The sequence below is a fragment of the Xanthomonas sp. NCPPB 1067 genome, from assembly GCF_020783795.1.
In the GTDB taxonomy this organism is placed as follows: domain Bacteria; phylum Pseudomonadota; class Gammaproteobacteria; order Xanthomonadales; family Xanthomonadaceae; genus Xanthomonas; species Xanthomonas melonis.
The window spans coordinates 61888-87951 of the sequence record NZ_JAJGQG010000020.1 but is presented as its reverse complement, the minus strand read 5'-3'; the positions used below and the strand labels follow the sequence as shown (position 1 = coordinate 87951).

Sequence of the window (26064 nt, the reverse complement as noted above, 5' to 3'; positions counted from 1 at the left end):
CATGCGCGTGCTCCTGGTTCGCCTCAATGCCATGGTCAGAGACGGCACTCCATGGCGCGAAGTTGCCGGGTAGAAGACAGTTGCTCCTACACAAACCGACATGCTCGCTGCCATTCCTGGCGTGCAGCATCCAGCCGCAGGAGCGCACCCGGGCGCGACAGGGCTTTCCCGTGATGGCCGCATCTTGTTGGTGAGTTCATCGATCACGCATTCGCCGGAATGACAAAGCGCGCTGCGTACGCAAGCAAAAGCCCGCCGGATGGCGGGCTCTCGGGTTGCGGCATCGGGCCATTGCGTGCACCGATGCCGCGCTCTGCGCGGGAGTTACTTCGCGGCAGCAGCATCGCCCGCCTTGGCCTGCAGGGCCTCGGTGGTGATGCGGATCTTGACCTCGTCGCTGACGTTGGGCGCGTACTGGCCCACGCCGAAATCGCTGCGCTTGATCGTGGTGGTGGCGTCGAAGCCGGCAGCCGGGACCTTCTTCATCGGGTGCTCGCCGGCACCGTTGAGGGTGACGTCCAATACCACCGGTTTGGTCTGGTCCTTGATGGTCAGGTCGCCGGTGACGGTGAGCTTGTTGTTGCCAGCCGCTTCGACCTTGGTGCTCTTGAAGGTGGCAGTCGGGAACTTGGCCGCATCGAAGAAGTCCCCGCTCTTCAGGTGTTCGTCGAACTTGGCGGTGAAGCTGTTCAAGCCGGACAGCGGCAGGGTGACCTGCACGGTGGACTTGGTCACGTCGGCGGCGTCGTACACCAGGGTGCCGTCGACATTGCCGAAGTGCGCGCTCGGGTTGGAGAAGCCGAAGTGGCTCCACTGCGCGATCACGTCGGTGTGGGTCGGGTCCAGGGTATAGGTGCCGGACGCCACCTGCACCGCCGGCGCGGTGGAAGCGGGCGCTTCGGCAGCCGCAGGCGCCGGGGCGGCTGCAGTCTCGGCCGGGGCGGTCGCCGCCGGCGTTTCGGCAGCGGGCGCGGCGGCGTTGTCGGCCGGCTTGGAGCAGGCGGCGATGGCAACGGTCAGAGCGAACGGCAGCAACAGCTTATGGGTGGTCTTCATTGAAACTCCATGGGATGAGAGACGCGTCGGAGAACGCGGGTGGGACAAACGCAGACGGACGAGGACTGCAGGAAACCTGAAACGGGCACACCGGTGCGACGCAACCACCCTAACGACCGGCCACCGGCCGGACAAGCACGCAGCGCAAGCAATGCACACGCGCCACGACCAGCCGCACGGCTGGCAGCGCACCGCAGCGAGGCAGCGCGCCGCCCATGCCGGCATCATTCGAACCGCGCGGCCTCCTCGAAGCTCAGGCGCGGCAGACGCGGGAACACCGCCGACGGATCGCCGTAGCCAAGATTGACCAGGAAATTGGATTTGATCGGCGTGCCGGCGAAGAACGCCGCATCCACCTTGGCGTTGTCGAAGCCGGACATCGGGCCGGCATCCAGCCCCAGCGCACGCGCGGCCAGGATCAGGTAGGCGCCCTGCAGCGAGCCGTTGCGGAACGCCGACTCGGCGCGTCCCTCGCGCGGGCCGTCGAACCAGCTCTTCGCATCGGCATGCGGGAACAGATACGGCAGCTTTTCGTGGAAGTCCTCGTCATGCGCCACGATCACCGTCACCGGCGCGGCCAGGGTCTTGGCGGCATTTCCTTCGGACAGTGCCGGCTTGAGCTTGGCCTTGCCTTCGGCGCTGGTCACGAACACGAAACGCGCCGGGCCGCTGTTGGCGGCCGTGGGGCCCCACTTGACCAGCTCGTAGAGCTCGCGCAGCAGCTCCTGGCTGACCGGCGTGTCGGCAAACGCGTTCTGCGTGCGGGCGGTACGGAACAGCTGGTCCAGTGCGGCGGCGTTGAGCGAATCGGACATGGGCACTCCTGACGAAGGGGGAACGGCGCGACGGTCGGCTGCGGCATCGGCGCCAGCGTGAAGAGTGCCAGTGTAGAGTGGCGCGATTGCCGCCACACGCATGCAATCTGAAACAAATCTATGTCGAATGTGAAACGATGCCGGTGACCTGGGCGCTGAGCGATGGCCGCGCCGGCAATGCGCGCCAGGCCGAAGCCCTGGCGCGCGCGCTGCAGCCCGAAGTGTTCCAGCCCATGCATCTGCAGGCCCTGGCGCCCTGGCGCTGGCTGGCGCCGCGGCGGCTGCCCGGTGCGCAACAGGCGTTTGGCGCAGCGTTCGCCCGGCTGCAGCAACAGCCGCCGGCGCTGGCCATCGGTTGCGGCCGCCAGGCAGCATTGGCCACCCGGCTGCTGCGTGCCCGTGGCAGCCGCAGCGTGCAGATCCTGGATCCACGGCTGGCGCCGCATCACTGGGACCTGCTGATCGTGCCCGAGCACGATGCGCTGCGCGGCAGCAACGTGCTCACCCTGCTCGGCAGCCTGCATCCGGTGGACGATGCCTGGCTGGCGGCCGGGCGCACGGCCTTCCCCGCACTCGGCCGGCTGCCAGGCCCACGGCTGGCATTGCTGATCGGCGGACCCACCGCGCAGGTTCCGTGGACGTCACCGGCGCTGGCGGCGCTGTGCACCCACCTGAGCGCCCAATTGCGCGCGCTCGGCGGCAGCCTGCTGGTCACCACCTCGCGCCGCACCCCGGTCGAGGCATTCGCCCCGCTGCGTGCGGCCTGCGCCGGATTGCCGCATCTGCTGTGGTGCGATGAACGCGACGGCCCCAACCCGTATGCCGGCCTGCTGGGCTGGGCCGACGCGATCGTGGCCACCGCCGATTCGGTCAACCTGCTCTCCGAAGCCTGCGCCACGCGCGTGCCGGTGGCGGCCGCCTTCGGCGACTGCGCAAGCGGCCGGGTCGGCAGCTACCTGCAGTCGCTGCGCAACCGCCAACGGCTGCATGCCGTCGATGCACTGCTTGGCGCCGAAACCGACATCGCGCCGGTGCGCGAAACCGAGCGCATCGCCGAACAGGTGCGCGCGCGCCTGTGGCGATGATCCATACGCGGCGCACTGGCGTCTGGAACACGACCACAGCAGTCAATCGACACGGAATCCAGCTGCAGGCGGCTCGCGCAACGCAGTCGATCGAGGAGAAGTGTCGTCGCGCGTGATGCGCCGACCGTTGCGCAAACGCTGGCTGCGGCTGCAGTCGCCACGCACGACGCGATGCGCCGATCATGCAGGCGCGGCACCATCGCGCACGAGACGTCTACCGCCTACCGCCTACCGCCTACCGCCTACGGACGATGACTCGCAGCGATGCCTGCCGACTGCGAGCTGCTTCAATGCGTGCGACAGCGGCATCCTGCCAACAATGACTGATGACACTGCTGCGTGATCGGCAGACTTGCACACACTGCGTGCCACGCTCGTCACCGGACCGATCGTGCAACACACTGCGATGCCACCCTCACGCCTGTTGCCGGTCTCGCTCGCCACCGGTGCTGCGCTGTGGTTCGGGGTGGGCCTCGCCCCTGCATGGTGGTGGGTGTGGCTGGCACCAGTGCCGCTGTTGTGGTTGGCCTTGTCGATCCAACGCACTGGGCAGGCGCGGGTAGCGGTGGCGATCGCCACCCTGTTGGCGGCCACGCGCTATGCATCCTATTTCGACCTGGTGATGCCGCTCCCGGCAGCGGTGCTGGCTACCTGCGGCGTCGGCGCGCTCTGGTATGTCGTCGTGATGACCACGCGCGCACTGGTGCAACGCCTGCGCACCGGCTGGAGCGTGCTGGCCTACCCGCTGGTATGGGTCACCGTGGATCTGTTGATGGCCCAGCTACTGCCCGATGGCAATTGGGGCAGCCCTGCCTACACGCAGGCGGCGGTCCTGCCGTTGCTGCAACTCACCGCAGTGACCGGCGTGTCCGGCCTGCTGTTCGTGCTGTGCCTGCTGCCATCGCTGCTGGCAGTGCTGCTGTGGCGCGGCCACCGGGTGCAGCGCCCGGTGGCGCTGGCAGGTGCGGTAATCCTGGTCCTGGCGGCGGGCACCGGTGGTGGCCTGTGGCGTCTGCAGACACCGCCGGCAGGCACCCCGACGAAGATCGGCCTGGCCTCCATCGACGAGCCCATCAATGCAGTGGCCACGCCGACGTATTGGCGTCCCATTCGCGACCGCTACGATGCGATGATCGGCGAACTGGCTGCGCAAGGCGCACAGATCGTGGTGCTGCCGGAAAAGATCGCCGTGCTGCCGCCGGCAGAGCTGGCACGCTGGCAAGCGCACTTCGCGGCGCTGGCCCGCGCGCATGGGCTATGGCTGGTGGTGGGGATCGCCGAACACGGCTCACACCCCCACAACCTGGCATGGCTGTTCGATCCCGCTGGGCAGCGGGTGCTGAATTATGACAAGCATTTCCTCGCACCGCCCGAACGCGCGCAGGCGTACGCGAGCGGCACGGCGTACGCGCTGCATGCCATCGGCGATGCGCGGTTCGGTCTGGCCATCTGCAAGGACATGATGTTCGCGCGGCTCGCACGCGCCAACGGTCAGCGCAATGCGGCGATGATGCTGGTGCCGGCATGGGATTTCGCCTATCGCGATGCGTGGATGTCGGCGCACATGACCGTGCTGCGCGGGGTGGAAAACGGCTATGCAGTGGCTCGTAATGCGCGCGAGGGATGGTTGATCGTCAGCGATGCACATGGCCGCGTGCTCGCACAGACCGCCAGTGCGCCGCTGCCGGGTACCAGCATGCTGGTCAGCGTACCGGTGGGGTCACAGCTGCCAACGCTGTACACCCGTGTGGGCGATCTGTTTGGCTGGCTGTGCGCATTGGCCGTGCTGGTGCTGGCAGGTGTGGCGTATCGCGGTGCTGCAGGCATGCGACATGCACCTGCCGATCGCTGAGTGCGCTGTTGCCAGATGAGTCCACGGCCACTGTTCGCTGCGATCACGGTGCGCCGGTTTGTCAGCGTCCTTGCCAGTTTTGCAGGCGCACCCGGGCGCGACGGGTGTTATCGGTAAGGCCCGTCGCGCCCGGGTGCACTCCTACAGCAGGTTGCTGCGCTGGGCGGTCTCGATGGCTGCGTGACCGGCGGGTGTCATGGGTAAAGCTTCTCGCGCCTGGGTGCGCTCCTTCCGCGGGTTGCTGGGCTGGTCCGGGCTGGGCGCCATGCGGATAATCGGCGCCTCGCCCGCCGGTCGTCGCCATGCCCACCATGCCCGCTCCCCCGTTCGCACCGCTCACCGCCCGCGCTCTGACCTGCGCGGTGCTGGCGATGGGTGCGGTGGTGTTGCTGTCCAACGTTCTGGTGCAGTATCCGATCAACGCCTGGCTGACCTGGGGTGCGTTCTCGTATCCGCTGGCCTTTCTGGTCAGCAACCTGATCAATCGTCGCTTCGGCCCGCGCGCGGCGCGAACGGTGGCCTGGTGCGGATTCGCGCTGGCGGTGGCGTTGTCGGTGTGGCTGGCGACGCCACGCATCGCGGCCGCTTCGTGTACGGCCTTCATCGCGGCCCAGCTGCTCGACATCAGCGTGTTCGACCGGCTGCGCGCCGGCAGCTGGTGGCGCGCGCCGATCGTGGCCACTGCCTGCAGCGCCACCCTGGATACGGCGATCTTCTGGAGCGTGGCCTTTGCCGGCGCGGCATTGCCATGGGTGAGTTGGGCGGCAGGCGATCTGGCGGTGAAGCTGGGCATGGGCGTGCTGCTGCTCGGGCCATTCCGCGCACTGCTATGGCGAAGCGCACCACGCCACCTTGCCTGAACGGCAACCACAACGCGCAGCATCGAGGTTGCCGATTCCTTCTCCCGCCAGCGGGGGAAGGTGCCCGAAGGGCGGATGGGGGGAACGCTCCCAACCACCACCACGCAGCTACAACGCCGCTGCATCCTTGCCAACGGGAAACTCCAGTCCCTGCGCACGCGCTGCAGCGAAGATGTGCCGGCGTGCCTGCTGGATGGCCGGCGTCGGCGCGATCAGACGCGGGCGTCGATCCAGGGTGCACCCCAGCCCCGCATCCACCAGCGTGGCATGCGCTTCATGCAGCGGCCGTGCGAGATCGGCCGGCAACCATTGCGCCCGCACCAGCGCCTCGATCAAGGCCGGCGTCTGGCAGACCTCCAGCACGGCCGGGTGCTGCGCGGCCTGCTGCAAGACGCCGGCCTGCAGCAGAAATTCCAGATCGACCAGGCCACCGGCCCCTTGCTTGAGATCCATGCGGCCGGCATCGCCGCGATCAAGTTCGGCACGCATGCGCGCGCGCATCTTGCGCACGTCCTCGTGCAGCAGCGCTGCATCGCGCACGCGGCTCAGCGTGTCGCGGCGCACCTGCGCAAACGCCTCACACAACTGCGCATCGCCGGCCACCGATCGGGCGCGCACCAGGGCCTGGTGTTCCCAGGTCCAGGCGCGCTCGCGCTGGTACTCGCGGTAGCTGGCCAACGACGACACCAACGCGCCCTTGCCACCGTCCGGGCGCAGCCGCACATCGATGTCGTACAGCCGGCCGGCGCCGGTTTCGGCGGCCAGCAGCGCCATCACCTTCTGTGCGAGCCGCGCGAACCAGCGGCCTGCGTCCAGCGGGCGCTTGCCGTCGGAGTGTTCGATCTCGCGCGGGTGGTCGTAGAGGAATACCAGATCCAGGTCCGAACCGAAGCCCAGCTCCCAGCCACCCAGGCTGCCGTAGCCGATGATGGCGAAGGTGCCGCCGGGCACCTGCCCGTGTGCGGCCACCAATTCCCTGCGCGCGAGCTGCAGCACCGTCTGCACCACCGCTTCGGCCAGCCAGGCCAGCTGGCGGGTGCTTTCCACGGCCTGCTGGCGGCCATCGAGCGTGGCCAGCGCGATACGGAAACTCAAGGCCAGCCGGCGTTCGTTGAGCTCGCGCAACGCCGCCTCGGTATCGTCGATGTGCACGATGTCGGCGCAGGCGGCGTGCAGCGTGGCACGGTCAGGAAGTGCTCCCCCGATGCGGGTATCGAGCAATTCGTCCAGCAGCAACGGATAGGCCGCCAGACGCTCGGCCAGCAACGCGCTGCGGGACAGCACATCGACCAGGCGCGCGAGCGCACTGGGTTGTTCGTCCAGCAGTGCCAGGTAGCTGGTGCGGCGCAAGGTGGCCTGCAACAGCCCCAGCAGACGGCGCACCGCCGGATCTGGCTGGCTGGCATGGGCAGCGGCATGCAGCAACGCTGGCACCACCCGATCCAGACGCGCGCGCGCGGTATCGGACAAGGCCTGCACCCCGGAGGACTGCGCAAAATCGCCCAGCACCTGGTGCGCCGCGCCCGGATCGTGCAGGCCGATGCCCAACAGCGGGGCCGCATCGGCATCGGGCAGGGCACGCCAGTAATCGGCCAGCGCGTCGGGGGCGGTGGTGCGTACACGCGGCGCCAGCAATTCGGCGAATTCGGCCGCGACTTGCGTGCGATGGGGCGTCAACGCAGCCAGCAGCGCCTGCCAGTCTGCAAAGCCCAGCCCCAACGCAATGCGCTCGCGCTCCAGCGCCGTGTGCGGCAAGGCATGGGTCTGCGCGTCGCGCAGCATCTGCAGGCGATTTTCCAGCCGGCGCAGGAACCGGTAGGCGGCGGCCAGTGCCGCGCCCGTGTCCGGCGCAACCTGGCCTGCCGCGACCAGCGCCTGCAGGGCGGGCAGCAAGCGGCGCTCGCGCAGGGCGGGCTCGCGCCCACCCCGGATCAACTGCAACGCCTGCGCTAGAAATTCGATCTCGCGAATGCCACCCGGCCCGCGCTTGATATCGTCCAGCCGGTCGTGCCGCGCGACTTCGGCGGTGATGGCTGCCTTCATCTCGCGCAGGCCGTCCAACGCGGTGAAATCCAGATAGCGGCGGTAGACGAACGGTCGCAGTGTTTCCAGCCACGCTTCGCCTGCGGCGATGTCGCCGGCCACTGCGCGCGCCTTGAGCCAGGCATAGCGCTCCCAATCGCGTCCCTCGCGCTGGAAATACTGATCCATGCCGGTGAACGACAAGGCCACCCGCCCGGCGCTGCCGAACGGACGCAGGCGTAGGTCCACCCGGTGACTGAAGCCATCGGCGGTGGTTTCGTCCAGCAGCTTGGCCAACTGCTGGCCCAGCCGCGCGAAATATTCTTCCGCCGCCAGCGGGCGTGGTCCATCGGAGGTTCCGCCCTGCGGATAGGCGTACACCAGGTCCACATCCGACGAGAAATTCAGCTCGCCGCCGCCCAGTTTGCCCAGCCCGAACACCACCAGCCGCTGCACGCTGCCGTCTGCGGCGATCACCTGGCCGTGACGGGTGGAAAACTGCTGCTCCAATGCCCGTAGCCCGGTCTGCAGACAGGTTTCGGCCAGCGCGGTGGCCCCGGCCAGGGTGGCGTCCACGCGATCCATGCCCAGCACGTCGCGCCATACCAGCCGGGTGGATGCGGCGGCACGGTATCGGCGCAATTGCGCAGGCCAGTCCTGCGGCTGCGCCGGGTCCAGCACCGGTAACGGCAGCGGCGGCGGATCGTCCTGCGCCAGATGCGCCAGCAGCGCGGGTTGGCGCGCCAGCGTCTCCAGCGCGAAGTCGCTGGCAAGCGCCACCCGTTCGAGCTGCCTGGCGAGCACGTCGCCCGGCCATGGCTGCACGGCAGAGACGACCTGCCGGACACGCGCCACTGCCCGTTCGATGAGGGCGGCCAGCGCAGGAGAAGCGGATGCAGTGGGGAGTGACATGGGCCGATTCTGGCATCCCGGGCACCTGGCGGCATCCTGGTTGCGTTGCGGGATGCGCTGCTGACGCGCGCATCGTCGATGCCGTGCGCGATGGGCGAACGGAAGCGCACCCTGTACGGCGCATCCAACCGCACTCGACCCACATCGGCAGGAATCGTCGCCAGCGATGCCGCGCCATGAAGAGTACAGTTACAACGGCGCCCCCTGCACGAACGCCGGCCCATGCATGAACGGCCGAACGCCAGGCAATAAAAAAGCCCGCTTGCAGCGAACTGCCAGCGGGCTTTGCTCCCTCCCCCACGTCGGGATGCAGAAGCATAGTGCGCGCCCCGAATGCGACTTGCACGCTGCACTGCAAAACAATACCAGGCGGTACAGAACTGCAGTTTCTTCACGGCTGCGCGTTACGCGATGGCTGCGCCGGAAGCAGATCCGGCTGCGCCTGATACCACTGCGCCGCGCGCAGCAGATGCCACTGCGCAACGTCGCTGCGCAGGCCGACCGCGGCGCTCAACACGCCCCACCGTGCGAGCAGGCTGCCATCGCGCCGGCGTCCCTGCAGGCGCAGCCGCGCGTCGACCTGAAAGCGTGCGTTATGCGCCTGCAGGCGATCCACGACAACGGTGTCGCCCTGCCAATGGAGACGGCCGGTGGCCTGTGCCTGGCCGGCATCCACCATCCGCAGCATCCAGTCCGGAACCGAACGATCGCGCGCATACAGCGCCAACAGGAACGCCAGATCGCGTACCTGCAGACGCACCCGCCCGTCCACGCCGACCGGCCGGTGCCAATGCATGCGGGTATCGTCCAATGCGATGCGCGCCCACCAACCGTCGCGGCGCCGGCCATCGGGCCCGGTGAAACCGACATTGCGCAACTGCACGGTACTGGCATCGAGACGGAAGTTTTCCGCGCGCAGGTCGCCGCGTTGCAGACGCAGATCCGCGTCCACATGGCCACGCAGCGCCAGACCTGCGAAGTGCAGCCGCGCCGCACGCGCGCCGATGCGTAATCCGCCCTTGCCGATACGCCCACCGGGCTCGATCTGCAGATCGCCACTGAGCACACCGTTACCGCCGTCGAAGCGCAGTTGCTGCTGCGGCAGATAGCGGTTGTAGGCACGCAGGTCCGGCACCCGCGCGTCGGCAAAGGTCAGATGCGCGCGCGTGGCATCGCGCAGGCTGCTGAGGTTGCGCGCATCGGCACGCGTCTGCAGATCCAGCCGCAGATCGCGGCCCTGCACGAACGGGCGAGTCGGCGCATCGGCATGCGCAATCGAGAACCGCTGCATCTGCAGAGCCAGCGCGGGCAGCAATTGGCCACCCGCATCGGCGTCCACGCGCAGATCGGCGCTGGCCTGCCCGTCGATCGCATGTCCCATCACACCGACTTGCGCACGCGCATGCGGCACCTGCAGACGGCTGCCTGCACCGAGCTGGCCACGGTCGATGCGCAGGTCGGCATCCACTACCCCGTCACCTTGCAGGGTGAGCCAGTCGACATCGGGGAACAGCGCAGGAATCCAGCTCAACGAAGCCAGCTGCCAATGCAGCCGCGCATGCCCGCTGGTACGCGGCAGCAACGCACGCAGCCCGCGCAACGGCAGCTGACGCCCGCGCACACGCAGGTCGGCATCCAGCGTCAGCCCGGCATTGGCGGGCTCTGGCATGGCAACGGTCAGGCGGATGTCGTCATCGACCTGCAACTGCGCCTTCAACTCGCCCAGCAACGCTGCCGGCGTGCGTGCGCTGTCGTGCAACGGGGCACGCCATTGCAACCGACTGCCCGGCTGCAACGCACCACGCGCCCAGTGCAGCTCGCCATCGGCGCGCCCCTTGCCTGGACCGGTCGCAACCGCATGACGACCTTGTGCGCTGCGCACGACATCCAGCGCTGCAGTGTCGCCGTGTACCGACAGCAGGGCATCGGTCAGCTGCACGATCGCGAGCCCAGGCGCGGCGTCGGGCGCATGCCGCGCGATGCCGGCTTGCAGCCGCAGCTGTGCGTGACGCAGCAGCTCGCGGTCGCCCCAACGCACGCGCGCGCGCTCGAACACGACGCGCGAGGGAAACAGCTCCAGCGGCCCACCGCGAAGCTGTTTGAACAGGCCAAGCTGCAGTCGGCCTTCGCCTTCGATGTGCAGGCGGTGCAGCGCCAGTGCGTGCACCTGCTCGGCGTCGATACGATCGAATTGCAGGATCCAGCCTGGCTCTGCCGGCGTCTGCGTGCCTGCAACGGAGGTTGCAGATGGAAGCGCCGTCGATGTCGGCGCTGGCATCGTTGGAGCAGTGGTTGCCGGCGGTGCTTCTGTCTGTGCCCATGGCGCCGCTCGTGTCGGCATCGCCAGCGGCGCGGAGGCTGGACGCCCCTGCGCTGGCGTTGCGCCCTCGGGCACCGCAGACTGCGGCCCGCGTTGAGTAGCCGCTGCTTCGGCCGGAGGACCGCCACGCGGAGCGCTGGCGCCGCTCGCCATGGCAGGGCCACGCGCCACTGGGCGCGCCACCACGGCGGACGGTGCAGAAGGTACTGCAGGCTGCAGGCCTGCACGCACGCCATCGGCGTGAAGCTGCGGCACCTGCAGTTGCCGATGCAGCAACGGCAGTATGCGGATCTGTCCACCCAGGCGTCGCGCGCTCACCGTCCAATCGTGACGCTTCGAACGCCCCTGCAGATCCACGTTCCACAACACCAACCGCCCGGGCCACCAGGTGAGCGCGGGCCCCCAGTGCATGGCGAAGGCATCCGGTTTGCGATTGACCACCGCAGGACCGAGCGGCGTATTGAGCAGCAGATTGCCCAGCAACAGATAGCTCGCATACAGCCACAACAGCGTCAGCAACGGCCAGCGCACTGCGCGTGGCAACGCACGCCAACGGGCGTGCACAGGCATCGTCATGATCACAGGCTCCCGAGCACCGCGCACGCGGCGCCAGGCAGTGTGCCAAGCCTTGCGTGATCGCGGCGCACATCATCACGTGGCGGCAGCGCCTGCTGTACACGCCTGTGCGTGCATGCCGTGGATGGAGGGCCTCGTCGTGCGCACGCCGCCAGACGGGCATATCTTCGCGATACACCCTGGACGGCCTCGGCGACGCATCGCGTTCGCAGCCCAGGGGCGCCGGCTGCGGCACGGCGTGGACCTGCGGCGATGCGGAGCAATCGCCCAAGCCCACACCGATCATCGTCGCAGCGCTCGCGCCTGTGCATGGCCCAGCGCAGCCCATTGCGATGCTGGCAACGGATGCGACGATGCGCTGCGGAGAACGCGCGCGTCAGGTCACTGGCTGCCGGAAACCGGCGGCAGCAAGCCGGGGCGCGCCTCGTACCATTCGCGTGCGCCTGCCAGGTGCCATTGGCGCTGCTTGCCATCCAGCTCGATACCGGCGCCCAGCACGCCCCAGCGCAGATACAGGTCGCCGCGGCGCTGTTCGTCCTGGATCGCCAGCCGCGCGCGCAACGACAGCCGTGCGTTCTCCGCGTGCAGCGCATCCACCGTCAGCTGCTGCTTGCGCCAGCGGAGCCGGCCGGTGGCCTCGAGTTCGCCGGAATCCAGCAGCCCTACCACCCAACGCGGGTAATCGGTGCGCTGGGCAAATACCGACAGCAGCGGTGCGGCATCGCGCATGCGCAGTGCGGCCTGCGCATCCAGCTGGAATGGCGCACGGGCCTGGATGGTACCGGCCCCGACCTGCAGTTCGCCCCACCAGCCGGCATCGGCGGCGTCATCGCCCACCTGCATGTTGCGTAGCCGGATGCGCGTGCCGCTGAGGTCGAAGAACTTGTTCTTGAAGTCGGCGCGCTGCAGCTGCGCCTGCAGTTCGGCATCGCCGCGCATCTGCACGCCGGCCAGGGCCAGATGCGCGCCTTGCCCGCGCAGGTGTGCGTGACCGCTGCCCACGTCGCCGGAGGCGTTGAGCGCGACGTCGCCACTCAGGCTGCCGCGTCCGCCCAGCAGGCGTACGTTCCTGCCGGGCAGATAGCGGTTGTAGACGGTGAGCTCGGGCACCTGCGCATCGCTGAAGCGCAGCTGCGCCTTGAGCGTATCGCGCAGGCGCGCCAGTTCGGCATCGCCATGCATGGCCAGCCGCAGATCGCGGCCGTCCAGCAACACCTGCCCGGGCGCATCCTGCGCGCTGGCCTTGAAGGTGGGGATACGCACGTCCAGGTGCGCCTGCGGCGTGGCGGCATCGTCGATGCGCCCATGCGCGTTGGCGATGCCTGCCAGACGCGCATCGAACACCTGCGCCACCGCTTCCACGCGCGGGATGTCCAGGCGGCTGCCGCCGGTCAGGCGCCCTTGTGCCAGGCGCAGATCGGCCTCGAGCAGACCGCCACCTTCGAGCTGGAACCACGGCTTGCGCACGAACAGCTCGGCAATCCAGTTCAGCGATTCGAATTGCCAGCGTCCGCGCACCTGGCCGGACAGGCGCGGCAGCAGCTGCGCCGGCTGCTGGAAGGGAATGCTGCGCCCGGCGATGCGCAGATCGGCATGCAGCTCGCTGCCGGTGTCGGCATCGCGCGGCAGCCGGGCCTGCACGCGAATGTCCTGCGCCACATCCAGTTGCAGGGCCAGCATGCCGCGATCGGTCGCGCCGACGCCGGCCAGCAACGGCAGCCGCCACACCGCACGGCTCCCCGGCTGCAGGGCGCCGTTGGCCAGGGCGATGTCGGCCTCTACCCGCGCGGTCGACGGCCCGCTGCGGATGTCCACGTTCGGCGCGCCGGTGTCGATCTTCAATGCCGCCGTGTTGGCCTTGATTTGCAGGCGCGCGCGGGTGATCTCGAATTTGCGCAGGCCCGGCGCCCGGTCGCGATAGTGGCGCGGGAACTGGAACTGCGCATCCACCTGGGCGCCATTGAAGACCTGCACTCCGTCGTAGCTGACCACCGCATCGCTGAAGCCCGCCTCGGACGGGAACAGCTCCGACGGCCCGCCCTTGAGCTGCTTGAGGAAACCGACCGTGCCGTGACCGTGGCCGGCGATCAGCAGCTTGCCCAGGCGCGCACTATGGATGCTGTCGCTGCTGATCGCATCGAAGCGCAGCGTCCAGCCGCGGTTGCCACGTGGCGGCGGCGGGATGGGCGTGTCGGAGGTGTCGACCTCTGCGCTCACATTGACCGCGTGCAGCCACGGCAGGCGCACCTCGCGCCGGAACAAGGCCAGCAGTGCGATCCGCGCATGCGCCCGATCGGCATGGAAGACGTATACCGTACGGTTGGCCTGGCCACGCATGCGCACGTTCCAGGCCATCACCTGGCCCGGAACCAGCGTCAGTGCCAGACCGGTCTGCATGCTGAACTTGTGCGGCTGTCGGTTGGTGGTGGCGTCGAACAACGGCGTGTTGAGAAAGACGTTGCCGGCCAGCAGATACAGCGCGTACAGCGCCAGCAGCACGATCACTGCGATGCGCCACGGCCGGGGCCAGCGCTGGAAGCGATCGCGAACAGAGGGCATGGGCGTAGGCAGGAGACGAGTCTGGCGCCACTATCGCGGGTGCGCCGACGCAGGCGCGTGAATGCGCGCGGGCCGCTGCCCTGGCCTGCCCATTGCGCGAGCCGGCGCGCACGCCATCGTGGCATTGCCGTGGCTGCGCCCGATCGCACCGCTCCCCGGACCGGAGTGCAGCAGAACAGGACCGATTCCCCCGCGCGCGCGAATGCCGCATCACGGCGCCGTCCGCAGCGGTCGCCCGCTACGTGGTGCGCTGGCCACGGCCCTGGTCGGCCCGCAGTCACACGACGGCCAGGCATCTCACCCCATCGACGCAGGATGGCCAGGCGCCCGCGCGCGATGTCCCGGCAGCGCGCGCCATGCGGCTTGGCCCGCAGCCGGTGGCGTCGCTGGCGCCTCGCGCACCCTGGCTACGCGCTCACGCGGCCTCGTCCACCCGCCGCGCGCGACGTACCCGCACCGCCGTGGCCAGACGCTCCAGCACCTGCAGCGAGGCGTCCCAGCCGATGCAGCCATCGGTGATGCTCTGGCCATAGGTCAGCGCGCATCCGGGCACCAGTTCCTGGCGGCCGCCCACCAGATGGCTTTCGACCATCACCCCGACGATGCGCGTTTCGCCGCCTTCCAGCTGCGATGCGATGTCCTCCACGACCTTGGGCTGGTTCTCGGGATTCTTGCCGCTATTGGCGTGGCTGGCATCGATCATCAGCCGCGCCGGCAGGCCGGATCTGTTCAATACCTGGCTGGCTGCTTCCACGCTGGCTGCATCGAAGTTGGGCTGCTTGCCGCCACGCAGGATCACATGGCAATCGGGGTTGCCGGCGGTGGCCGCCACGGCCGTGTGGCCGTCCTTGGTCACCGCCAGGAAATGATGCGGATGCGAGGCCGCGCCCACCGCGTCCACCGCGATCTTGACGTCGCCGCCGGTGCCGTTCTTGAACCCCACCGGGCACGACAGCCCCGATGCCATCTCGCGATGGACCTGGCTCTCGGTGGTGCGCGCGCCGATCGCGCCCCAGGCCACCAGGTCGGCGATGTATTGCGGAGAGATGATGTCCAGGAACTCCACGCCGGCCGGCAGGCCCAGGTTGTTGATGTCGCGCAACAGCCCGCGCGCAACGCGCAGGCCCTTGTTGATCTGGAAGCTGCCATCCAGATCCGGATCGTTGATCAATCCCTTCCAGCCGATGGTGGTGCGGGGCTTTTCGAAGTACACCCGCATCACGATCTCCAACGCATCGCCAAACTGGTCGCGCAGCGGGCGCAGACGCTGCGCGTAGTCCATCGCGGCGACAGGGTCGTGGATCGAGCAGGGCCCGATCACCACCGCCAGGCGATCGTCTCGCCCGTGCAGGATCTCGTGCAGCGCGGCGCGCGCGCTGCTCACGGTGTCGGAGGCACGCTCGTCGCAGGGCAGCAGGGACAGCAGCTCGGACGGCGGGGCGAGGGTTTCGATCTTGCGGATACGCAGGTCATCGGTAACAGGCGGCATGACAGTGTCTCGGTGAGCGGTGTTGCATCGGGGAGCCAGGCGAGGCGGCAACAAAAAAGCCGCCAGTGTGCGCTGGCGGCTTTTCGGGAATGCTGCTGAAGTTTCCTTCAGGGTGAGCGCACTCCTTCCTCCGCCAGCGGCATCGGAAAGCCGTAGTACCAAAAATAAAACTGGCTGCGGGGTGCGTTCATGGGATGCATTGATAACACGCGTTTTTATGTGGTGCCACTGTTTCATCGGCAACAGACCATGTGCATCGAAGCAATGATTGCGTGGCTCGGCAGGAAGCCAGAGGCTTGCCAGCAACGGTTGATCAGGGCAACGGAATGCAATCCGATCGCTAGCGAGCTGCCGATTGCCTTACGTGCAGCGGCACTGCCGCGGGATAGTGCTGCGCGTCACTGGAGCGGTGCGATCAAGGCGCTGGCGTGGGGTTCACCCGCCTGACAGCGCGCACACCAGGTGCAGAGTGCGCTTTTATCCCGGCATACAAATGAGCGTTTAGGCCCGCTCTTCGTGGCAAGCGGATGCGGATACAGTGTCCAGCAGCTGTGATATGAACGGTGCCGCACCGCCGTCTTGTCAGACCTCAGCCGTGGCTGGGGCGCTCCAGCTCTGTGCAAGGTGCGCTCCGGGCATTCTCCAGCCCCGGAACGCCGAAATATCGTTTCACCCCAACGTTTGACGCATCCCTATGCCCTGTAATTTAACCTAAAAATCAAACACTTGTTACAACAGACAAGCCTGATATATCGTTTCACAAATCGTTTCATTGGTGGTTTACATGCCTCAGCCCGAAGCAGTGGAGCGCCTGGTCACCACGCTGCGCGTCAACGGCCCGTTGCGCGGCGCCGATCTTGCCGGGCGATTGGGCGTGAGCAAGGCAACGCTTTCTCGTCTGGTTGCCGCCGCAGGAACTGCGGTGCGGCGCTACGGCAGCGCGCGCGCCACCAGCTATGCCGCCGCAGGCGAGGTGCGGGGCGCGCGCGTCTGGCCGCTCTACCGCATCGACAGCCATGCCCGCGTTGTGGCGTTGGGCCAGCTGCATGCACTCCATCACGACCACTTCTTCGTAGAGCTGCTGCAGGAAAACCCGGTGCTCCTGCATCCGCCGATGCAGCTGGGCGTGTTCGAGTCGCTGCCCTGGTTTCTGGATGACCAACGCCCGCAGGGATTTCTCGGGCACAATCTGGCACGTCGCGTCTCCGGACCGTTGCGGCTCCCTGAAAATCTCACGCTGTGGTCGCCCGGTGACACACTCGTCGCGCTGCTGTCCGATGGTCACGACCAGCTCGGCGACCTGCTTGTTGGCGAGCATGCGCTGGCGCGCGCACTGCCGTCGATCGACCAGCCCGAGTGCATCGACATCCAAGCGCGCCCGCAGGCATATCTCAAGCACGCCGATGCCGCACTGCGCGGCGAGGACGTCGGCTCGTCCGCTGCAGGGGAACAGCCGAAGTTCACTGCCGTGCTGCGCGAACACGGCGGGTATCGTCCGGTCATTGTGAAGTTCTCCGACCGGATCGATCAGCCGGCCGGGCGGCGCTGGGCGGACCTGCTGCAGATGGAGTACCTGGCCAACCAGGTGCTACTTGCCGGTGGCATCGCAGCCGCAACGACGCAGCGGCTGGAGGCCGGCGAGCGCGTCTTTCTCGAATCCACGCGCTTCGATCGCACCCCGACGCTGGGCCGCCACGGCTTTGTCTCGTTGATGGCGATCTTTACCGCGTTCTATGGGCAGTCGGAGGTCGGCACATGGCGCGCGCTTGCGCCGCTGCTCAAACGCGATGGTTGGCTGAGTGCGGAAGATGCCGAGCGTCTTGAGGTGATCAGCTGGTTCGGCGTGCTCATCGGCAACACCGACATGCATCTGGGCAACGCAGCGCTGATTCTTGCCGACACGTTGCCGCTGCGGCTCGCGCCGGTGTACGACATGTTGCCGATGGCGCTGCGGCCGGCATCCAGTGGCGAAATCGTGCCAAGGGACATCGAGAGTCCACCACCCACGGTCGGTCAATTTGCACAATGGCGACGCGCCGCAGCGATGGCCGAACAGTTCTGGCAGCGCTCCATCGACGACGCGGCCTTGAGCGATCAGATGCGCGGCATCGCCACCCGCGCGTTGGCAAGCTTGCGCCGAACCGCATCGCGTCTTGCCTGATCGCATTGCCGCACGCCACGGCAACGGTGCCGTGGCGTGTCCGCAGCAATGACCCTCACTCAGAACGTGAACACATACTCCGCCGCCACTTCGCGGCCGATCGGGTTGAACAAGGTGGTGTTGTAGAAGCCGTAGCCGTAGAAGCGCTCCTTGTTCTCGTAGCCCACTTCGTTGAACACGTTGTTGATGTAGAAATTGAGCTTGGCGTGATCGGTGATCCGGTAGCCGGTGCTGAGGTTCCAGTAGATCGCCGGGCCCACGCGGCCGAAGTAACGCTTGCTGGTCTGGCCCAGATTCACGTTGCCGGTATCGGTGACCAGACACTGGTCCGAAGCGCTGGGCTGGTAGCCATCGTCGAAGCGTGCGCAGGTGCCCCAGTTGACCGCACGCATCGAGCCGAGGCGGCGGAAGAACACGGTCCAGTCCCAGGCGCCGCCGTTGTCCCAGTGCACGCTGCCGCGCACCCGGCTGCGCACGCGCTCGTCGCGTCGGTTTTCGTCGCTGTCGGTGCGGTAGATCTGTTCGCGGTAGGCGATCAGGGTGTTGTAGTCCAGCGACAGCTGGAAGTTGCCCCAATCGGCGGTGGCAAGCCGATACTTCAACGACGCATCGATGCCGGAGGTTTCCATCTGCGCCAGGTTGATCGGGCCGCGCTCGATGGCGGCGATGGTGCCGTCGGCATTGCGCGCCACGCGTGAGGTGATGGTGTCGCAATAGCCTGCCCCGCCGGGATTGTTCCAGGCGCCGCCGCTGATGGTGGTGCCGGTACGGCAACCGGCTTCGGCCGACAGGATCTCGTCGCGATCCAGATCCTTGATCATGTCCTCCAGTTGGATGCGGTAATAGTCCACGCTCAGCGACAGGCCTTGCACGATGTCCCACACCACGCCGCCGGTGAACGAGCGGCCGGTTTCCGAGCGCAGATCCGGAGTGCCGCGCCGGTTCACGTCCACGGTGTAGAAGATGTTGCTGTTCTCGTCGTTGCAGCCGCCGGTCTGATACGCACCGGAGGTGATGCAACGGTACTGATCGATCACCGTCTGATTGGTGGAACTGGGCTCGCCCAGCACGTAGTGCATGTCCGGCGCGCGGAAGCTGGTGGCCAGGGTGCTGCGCACCAGCAGGCTCTCCACCGGCCGCCATTCCAGCCCTGCGCTCCAGGTGGTATCGCTCTGCTCGCCCACTTCGGTCTGGATCGCTGCGGACGAGCGATAGTTGCTGTAGCGGTCATAGCGGCCGGCGATATTGGCGCTGAGTGTGGACAGCAGCGGGATCTGGAATTCCAGCCCAGCCGAACTGCGCAGGCGTTCGCCACCGCCGCTGTCGACCACATCCACCGGATAGCAGGTATTGGCGCAGGGATCGGGGGAGAGTTGATAACCCTGCTTGGCGACTTCGGCCACGGTGGCGAAGCGGATCGGCCCGGCCCAGCCCTGCACCACGTCGCCGCTGAGGCTGAAAATGGCCTGATTCACCCACGAATACGCCGAGTTGTGCGACTTGGCGACAAGCTCGTCGTACTCGTTACCGGACAACGGCGTGTACCAACGCGCCTCGTTCACCGCGCGGATCGGATTACCGGCGGCGCCGGTGCCGAGCGCGCTGCCGAGAAAGTAATCGGTGGCGCGTGCGGTATCCACGGTGCGGATGTATTCGTCCACGGTGTAGCGCGAGCGCCCGACGTTGAACTCCCAATCGAAGCGGTCGGCCCAGACCCCGCGCAGGCCCGCGCCCAGATCCCAGGACTGTTCCTTGTTGTAGTTGGCCAGCCGGTCCCAGCCACCGGCCTCGCGGCGGGTGAGCTGGCGGATGGCATTCAACTGCCGGCCGGTGCGTGCGTCCTGGAACGGCCCCAGCAATACATACGGTGGGTCGTAGGTCCAGCGCCCGATGCTGCGGTTGGCCGACAGCGTGGCCCAGGCCTCGGTCGCCTCGCCGAACTTCCAGGTGCCGTACAGATAGGCCGAATAGTCCTCACTGCCGGTGACCAGCCCCCAATCGCCGTAATCGCGTGCCATCCCGCAGTAGCTGCCCGCATCGGTGAGTACGCCGGTGTTCTGGTTGTAGCTCAGCCGTTGGCCGTCGATGAACTCGCCGCCGAAGCGCGCGCAGGTGCCGGCCGGCGGCGCCAGGCGTTCGTTGGTCGTGGCGTCGACCAGGCTCAGACCGGTGAACGGATTGAAGCCATAACGGCGGTTCTGGCCGGTCCAGTTGGAGTAGGACATATCGTCCGAATCATCCATCTTCGGGCGATCGCGCCCGCTCAGCGGGTCCCGCCGGGTGGCCTGCACGGCGTAGGTCACGCTCCAGTTGTCACCGGTGCGCCCGCCGGCCCAGGAGGCGTCGAAACTGTCGCGCCCGCCCTCGGTGGCGGTGCCGCCGCGCAGGCGGAACTGGTCGCCCTGGTAGTCGCGCTTGAGGATCACGTTGATCACGCCGGCCACCGCGTCCGAACCGTAGATCGCCGAAGCGCCGCCGGTGAGGATGTCGATGCGCTCCACTGCGGCGGCGGGGATGTTGCTGTAGTTGGAGAAGTTGCTTTCGCCGCCGTAGGGCAGCGGGTAATCGGCCACCCGGCGGCTGTTGACCAGCAGCAGCGTGCGGCCCGGTCCCAGGTCGCGCAGGTTGATCGGCGAGGCGTTGGGCGTGTGCGAGCCCCACTGCGTGTCGGCTTCCACCGAGCCCTGCTGGTTCATGCTGTTGAGCACGTCGTAGACGGTGGCGAAGCCTTCCTGCTGGATCTGCTGCGCGGTGATGGTGACCACCGGCTGCGCACCTTCGACCTGCGCGCGCTTGATGCGCGAGCCGGTGACGCTGACCGCATCCAGGGTGGACGTGGCGCGTGGCGAATCCGGCTCGGCTTGCTGGGCCAGGAGCGGCGGCGCAGTGGCGGCCGTCAGTGCAAGGGACAAGGAAATGGACAAGGCAAGGCGATGACTGCGGCAGTTCATAAAATCCCCCGGGAGAAGCCGGACGCGGCCGGCGTGGCGATGCACTGCAACGACGCCTGCCGGCGATGCATGCACCGCCGCCCCTTGTCCGATGGCCCCCCGACCGCTCGGCGCAAACGCCTGCGCAGCGACGCTAGAACTGTGATGACATCGGTGTCAACAGATTGACACGCAAATGTGATGCGTTCCGCGAACTCAGGCGCGACGCCGGACTTCGCACGGTGCGAACCGCACGCCGAGCGAGCGGATTGATGGTCGCGTCCGGCGCGACGTCCGGAGCCCGCCTGGGAGCTTCCGAAGGCGTTGGTGATGCCGCCTCTTCGCGCGCCCGGCGCTGACGAAGCCACGACGCCGGCGTGGCGGTGCGGGCGACAGTCGCCGCGCCTCTGCCGCACGCACCGGCGCCGATTCTCAAGCGGCAATCGCCGCCTGCGCCATCCGTCCAGCGCCCACAAAAAAACCCCGCCTTGCGGCGGGGTCCTTTTTGCTGCGACAGCGTAAGTGGCGTGGATCAGAAATCCATGCCGCCCATGCCGCCCATGCCGCCGCCGGCCGGCATCGCCGGCTCTTCCTTCTTCGGCGCATCGGCCACCATGGCTTCGGTGGTGATCATCAGGCCGGCGATCGAGGCCGCGTTCTGCAGTGCCGAGCGGGTGACCTTGGTCGGGTCCAGGATGCCGAATTCGACCATGTCGCCGAACTCGCCGTTGGCGGCGTTGTAGCCGTAGTTGCCGCTGCCTTCCTTGACCTTGTTCAGGATCACGGACGGCTCTTCACCGGCATTGGCGACGATTTCGCGCAGCGGGGCTTCCATGGCGCGCAGGGCGATCTGGATGCCGTGGGTCTGGTCTTCGTTGGCGCCCTTGAGCTCGCCCACGGCCACCAGCGCACGCACCAGGGCCACGCCGCCGCCCGGGACCACGCCTTCTTCGACGGCTGCACGGGTGGCGTGCAGGGCGTCTTCGACGCGAGCCTTCTTTTCCTTCATTTCGATTTCGGTCGAGGCGCCGACCTTGATCACTGCAACGCCACCGGCCAGCTTGGCCACGCGCTCCTGCAGCTTCTCACGGTCGTAATCGGAGGAGGTGTCCTCGATCTGGGTCTTGATCTGGCCCACGCGCGATTCGATCGCCGCGGTGTCGCCGGCGCCATCGATGATGGTGGTGTTTTCCTTGGAGACCTGCACCTTCTTGGCGCGGCCCAGGTCCTTGATGGTCGCCTTTTCCAGCGCCAGGCCCACTTCCTCGGAGATCACGGTGCCGCCGGTCAGCACGGCCATGTCTTCCAGCATCGCCTTGCGACGGTCGCCGAAGCCCGGTGCCTTGACGGCCACGACCTTGACGATGCCACGGATGGTGTTGACCACCAGGGTCGCCAGCGCTTCGCCTTCGACTTCTTCAGCCACGATCAGCAGCGGCTTGCCGGCCTTGGCCACGCCTTCCAGCACGGGCAGCAGGTCACGCACGTTGGAGATCTTCTTGTCGTGCAGCAGAATGAACGGGTCGTCCAGGTCGGCCGACTGGCTCTGCTGGTTGTTGATGAAGTACGGGGAGAGGTAGCCGCGATCGAATTGCATGCCCTCGACCACGTCCAGCTCGTTTTCCAGGCCCGAGCCTTCTTCGACGGTGATCACGCCTTCCTTGCCGACCTTCTGCATCGCTTCGGCAATGATGTTGCCGATCGACTCGTCCGAGTTGGCCGAGATGGTGCCGACCTGGGCAATCGCCTTGTCGTCGGTGGTGGGCTTGGAGATGTTCTTCAGCTCGACAACCGCAGCCTTCACGGCCTGGTCGATACCGCGCTTGAGGTCCATCGGATTCATGCCGGCGGCCACGGCCTTGGCACCTTCGCGGATCAGGGCCTGGGCCAGCACGGTGGCGGTGGTGGTGCCGTCGCCAGCGTTGTCGTTGGTCTTGGAAGCGACTTCCTTGACCATCTGCGCGCCCATGTTCTCGAACTTGTCGGCCAGTTCGATTTCCTTGGCGACGGAGACGCCGTCCTTGGTGATGGTCGGGGCGCCGAAGCTCTTCTCGAGCACGACGTTGCGGCCCTTCGGGCCCAAGGTGGCCTTCACGGCGTTGGCAAGCACGTTGACGCCACGCACCATGCGGGTACGTGCGTCTTCACCGAAACGAATGTCTTTGGCAGCCATTGGTTGTTACTCCGGGATTTGAGATTGGGGATTGGGGATTGGCTGGAGCGGAATCCGGAGGAGAGGCGGATTGGTGCGGCAAGCCGCGGTGACCAATCCCGAATCTCGACTCCCGAATCCCGCCGGCAACGGCTATCAGCCGATGACGGCCAGGATGTCGTCTTCGCGCAGCACCTTGTACTCGACGCCTTCGGCCTTGTAGCTGCTGCCGGCGTACTGGCCGTAGATGACCTTGTCGCCGACCTTGACCGCCGGGGCGCGCAGGCTGCCGTTGTCCAGCGGCTTGCCGGCGCCAACGGCGACCACTTCACCCTTGGTGGACTTTTCCTTGGCGGAGTCCGGAATCACGATGCCGCCGGCGGAAACTTCGTCGGCTTCGATCGGCTTGACTACAACGCGGTCGTGAAGCGGCTTGATGCTCATTGAGAAAGACCCTCTTAAGTGTTTGATTGGTCTGGAAATTGTCGGCGATGTTAGCACTCGCATATGACGACTGCCAACACAACGCACGGAAAAACCCGACAGAACGGGTGCGGGCCAGAGATTGTGCTGCGCAGGCGGCTTTCAAGGGCCCGAAAGCAAAATTTTTTCGCCTGCCGATGGGGCGGGCCCGGTCTGGCCGCCATCGGCACGCACCGACACGGCTAGGAGGCGAGCAGGCAGAGGCGAGCGAGGACGACAGGCATCGGTGCCGGGTCCGCAGACCAGTGCGTGGGCATGCAATGCACAGCGCACACCTGCCCTGGCGTGCAGCCCATGTTCTGAAATGGAACCAGGGTCCACCTATTGTCATACGCAGGCTCTACAGTCGGCAGCGCATTCCCGATCACAAGGAGCTGTCGATGAGGTTGCCGCTGCGTTCTCTCCCGTTGGCCTGCGCTGCCGTGCTGGCCATTCCCACCGCCCATGCCGCGGTGTTCATCAACGAACTGCATTACGACGACGCGGGCGCCTCCGGCGACAGCGGCGAAGGCGTGGAAGTGGTGGCCACCGCCGGCGAGTCGCTGAGCGGCTACCGCATCCAGCTCTACAACGGCAGCAATCCAGGCGCCGCGACGGTGTACGCCACGACCGCGGTACCGGCCGGCAGCCTGGTGAGTTGCGGCAGTCAGGTCCGTATCGCGGCGGTGAGCTACCCCAGCAACGGCGTGCAGAACGGCCCCAACGACGGCGTGGCGCTGGTCGATCCCAGCGGGCGGCTGGTGCAGTTCCTTAGCTATGAAGGCGCCATCACCGGCAGCGGCGGTGCGGCGGCCGGGGTCGCGAGCCAGAACCTGCCGGTCAGCGAGAGCAATGCCAGCGCGGTGGGCAGTTCCCTGCAGCTCACCGGCACCGGCAGCAGCGCGGCCAACTTCAGCTGGGCCGGCTCGGCGGCGCAGACCTTCGGCGCCTGCAACCGCGGCCAGACCTTCACCGGCAGCGGCGGTGGCGGTACCAGCGGCGCCCCGACGATCACCAGCACCACCCCGACCCAGGGCGCGACCGGCTTCCCGGCGGCCGGCGATCTGGCGGTGGGCTTCAGCGAGGCGGTCACCCTGAGCAGCGGCGCCTTCGCGCTCAGCTGCGCCAGCTCCGGCAACGTGGCACTGACATACCCGACCAGCGGCACCCGCTTCACCCTGTCCACCAACACCGCCCTGGTCGGCGGCGAACGCTGCACCCTGGCCATCACCGCCAGCGCCATCCGCGACGCCAGCGGCCTGAACCCGGCGGCCAACCAGTCCATCGCCTTCACCGTGGCCACCGCCAGCGGCGGCGGTAGCGGCTACTACGCGCGGGTGAACACCGCCAGCGCCAGCCAGCTGCGCTGCTCGCTGCATGCCACCATCAAGGGCCATACGGTCTACCCGTACAGCGGTACCGGCACCAGCACCTGGACCATCCTCGAAATGGCCGACGAGGATCCCAACAACAACGGCCGCATCCTGGATGCCTACCGCAATCGCAGCTATGCCAAGGGCAGCGACCGCGCCGGCACCGGCAGCGGGCTCACCTACAACCGCGAACACACCTGGCCCAACTCGCTGGGCTTCGGCAGCGCCACCGGCGACCGTGGCCTGCCGTACGCGCCCTACACCGACACCCACATGCTGTATCTGACCGACACCGCCTTCAATGCCGACCGCGGCAACAAGCCCTATGCCACCTGCACCAGCAGCTGCGGCGAGCGGGTGACCGAGGTCAACGACGGGAGTGGCGGCGGCAGCGGGCGCTACCCGGGCAATTCCAACTGGGTACGGACGCCCGACGGCAATGGCGGCACCTTCGAGGTGTGGGGCCGGCGCAAGGGCGACATGGCGCGCGCGGTGATGTACATGGCGATCCGCTACGAAGGTGGCACCGATGCAGCCACCGGGCAGTCCGAGCCGGACCTGGAGCTCACCGACGACCGCAGCCGGATCGTGCAGACCTCGGCCTCGCCCGCCTACATGGGCCTGCTGTCCACGCTGTTGGCCTGGCACCAGGCCGACCCACCGGACGATGCCGAACGCGCCCGCAACCAGGTGATCTTCAGCTTCCAGGGCAACCGCAACCCCTTCATCGACCACGCCGAATGGGCCACCAGTAGCCTGTTCACCTCGGCCAGGCCGGCCAGCTGCCAGCTGGCCAACTGAGCAGGACCAGCCCGGCGCCCTGGCGTCGGGCTGGCGCCCTGTGGGCCGCGGATATCGCATGCGCCCTGTTGCTGCGTGCCGGCCCCGTCACTGTCCGCCCGCTGCTGGCGGGCGCGGATGCAATCTGCCGATCCGCGCCCGGCCCGGGCGGGCCCAGGTCGCTGGACGTCAGCGTTTCGCGGTATGCAGAGGCCATCCGGCCACGTCGATGGCGCATGGTGCCCGGCCATGCAGATCGCACGGGCGAAAGCGACGCCGCGTTCCGGAACCTACGGTCGATCCCCCGCAGGCGGGGCATTACACTGCCCGATCCGATGACTGCCTCCTCCCTCCATCTGCTACTGAGCACCTGCCCCGATACCGACAGTGCCGAGCGCATCGCGCATGCGCTGCTGGAGGAGCGGCTGGCCGCCTGCGTCACCCAGCTGCCCGGCGTGCAGTCGCTGTACCGCTGGAACGGGGCGATCGAACGCAGCCAGGAGGTGCAGTTGCTGATCAAGACCTGGGAAGACCGCCTGCCGGACGCCATCGCACGGCTGCAGGCCCTGCATCCGTATGCCCTGCCGGAGGCGGTGGCGGTCCAGGCCAGCGCCGGGTTGCCAGCCTATTTCGACTGGGTCCGGGCCGAAACCCGCTAAG

At 67.5% G+C, this 26064-nt stretch carries 15 protein-coding genes; 6 read left to right on the top strand and 9 right to left on the bottom strand.

All coding sequences use genetic code 11. The features are described from left to right. Positions 1-324: 324 nt before the first annotated feature. The gene (locus LL962_RS15030) at positions 325-1056 is read right to left on the bottom strand and encodes a YceI family protein (protein WP_228317487.1); all 732 of its coding nucleotides are present in this window, start codon (positions 1054-1056) and stop codon (positions 325-327) included. Between the two features lie 224 nt (positions 1057-1280). Continuing rightward, on the bottom strand, positions 1281-1871 hold the full coding sequence (locus tag LL962_RS15025; RefSeq protein ID WP_228317486.1) for a malonic semialdehyde reductase: 591 nt from the start codon (positions 1869-1871) through the stop codon (positions 1281-1283). Between the two features lie 137 nt (positions 1872-2008). Here LL962_RS15025 and LL962_RS15020 point away from each other — a divergent pair, with 137 nt between their 5' ends. The 3 genes from LL962_RS15020 to LL962_RS15010 all read left to right on the top strand — a co-directional run bounded on the left by LL962_RS15020 (position 2009) and on the right by LL962_RS15010 (position 5668). Continuing rightward, positions 2009-2956 carry a mitochondrial fission ELM1 family protein gene (locus tag LL962_RS15020; protein ID WP_228317485.1) on the top strand — a complete coding sequence of 316 codons (948 nt, stop codon included), beginning with the start codon at positions 2009-2011 and terminating at the stop codon, positions 2954-2956. Between the two features lie 391 nt (positions 2957-3347). Further along, positions 3348-4808 (top strand): nitrilase-related carbon-nitrogen hydrolase, encoded by a 1461-nt coding sequence (locus LL962_RS15015; RefSeq protein WP_228317484.1) that lies wholly within the window; start codon positions 3348-3350, stop codon positions 4806-4808. 302 nt (positions 4809-5110) lie between these two features. Then, a complete protein-coding gene (locus LL962_RS15010; protein WP_228317483.1) occupies positions 5111-5668 on the top strand; it encodes a VUT family protein in 558 nt (185 codons plus the stop codon). 108 nt (positions 5669-5776) lie between these two features. Here the strand turns inward: LL962_RS15010 and glnE are convergent, their stop codons facing one another. From glnE to LL962_RS14990, 4 genes are all read right to left on the bottom strand, one after another. After that, positions 5777-8602, bottom strand: a complete 2826-nt coding sequence (gene glnE / locus LL962_RS15005; protein ID WP_228317482.1) for a bifunctional [glutamate--ammonia ligase]-adenylyl-L-tyrosine phosphorylase/[glutamate--ammonia-ligase] adenylyltransferase — start codon at positions 8600-8602, stop codon at positions 5777-5779. A gap of 391 nt (positions 8603-8993) precedes the next feature. Then, a complete protein-coding gene (locus LL962_RS15000) occupies positions 8994-11498 on the bottom strand; it encodes a hypothetical protein (protein WP_228317481.1) in 2505 nt (834 codons plus the stop codon). 381 nt (positions 11499-11879) lie between these two features. Further along, complete coding sequence (locus LL962_RS14995) at positions 11880-14057, bottom strand: hypothetical protein (protein WP_228317480.1); 2178 nt, start codon at positions 14055-14057, stop codon at positions 11880-11882. 415 nt (positions 14058-14472) lie between these two features. Beyond that, positions 14473-15546, bottom strand: a complete 1074-nt coding sequence (locus tag LL962_RS14990) for a 3-deoxy-7-phosphoheptulonate synthase (protein ID WP_104585987.1) — start codon at positions 15544-15546, stop codon at positions 14473-14475. Positions 15547-16321: 775 nt separating this feature from the next. On the opposite strand from LL962_RS14990, the gene yjjJ reads away from it, so the two are divergent. After that, on the top strand, positions 16322-17707 hold the full coding sequence (gene yjjJ, locus LL962_RS14985) for a type II toxin-antitoxin system HipA family toxin YjjJ (RefSeq protein ID WP_228317479.1): 1386 nt from the start codon (positions 16322-16324) through the stop codon (positions 17705-17707). A gap of 59 nt (positions 17708-17766) precedes the next feature. Here the strand turns inward: yjjJ and LL962_RS14980 are convergent, their stop codons facing one another. The 3 genes from LL962_RS14980 to LL962_RS14970 form a co-directional block, all read right to left on the bottom strand. After that, positions 17767-20580: a TonB-dependent receptor plug domain-containing protein gene (locus LL962_RS14980; protein WP_228317490.1), complete on the bottom strand. Its 2814-nt coding sequence runs from the start codon at positions 20578-20580 to the stop codon at positions 17767-17769. Between the two features lie 589 nt (positions 20581-21169). Then, entirely contained in the window at positions 21170-22810 is a 1641-nt protein-coding gene (gene groL / locus LL962_RS14975; RefSeq protein ID WP_104585995.1) for a chaperonin GroEL, read from the bottom strand. 135 nt (positions 22811-22945) lie between these two features. Continuing rightward, positions 22946-23233: a co-chaperone GroES gene (locus LL962_RS14970; RefSeq protein ID WP_104585997.1), complete on the bottom strand. Its 288-nt coding sequence runs from the start codon at positions 23231-23233 to the stop codon at positions 22946-22948. A 419-nt stretch (positions 23234-23652) separates the two neighbouring features. On the opposite strand from LL962_RS14970, the gene LL962_RS14965 reads away from it, so the two are divergent. Together LL962_RS14965 and cutA are read left to right on the top strand one after the other, a co-directional pair. Beyond that, positions 23653-25425, top strand: coding sequence for an endonuclease (locus LL962_RS14965; protein WP_228317478.1), 1773 nt, complete (start codon positions 23653-23655; stop codon positions 25423-25425). A 314-nt stretch (positions 25426-25739) separates the two neighbouring features. Then, positions 25740-26063: a divalent-cation tolerance protein CutA gene (gene cutA / locus LL962_RS14960; RefSeq protein ID WP_104586000.1), complete on the top strand. Its 324-nt coding sequence runs from the start codon at positions 25740-25742 to the stop codon at positions 26061-26063. Position 26064 lies beyond the last annotated feature (1 nt).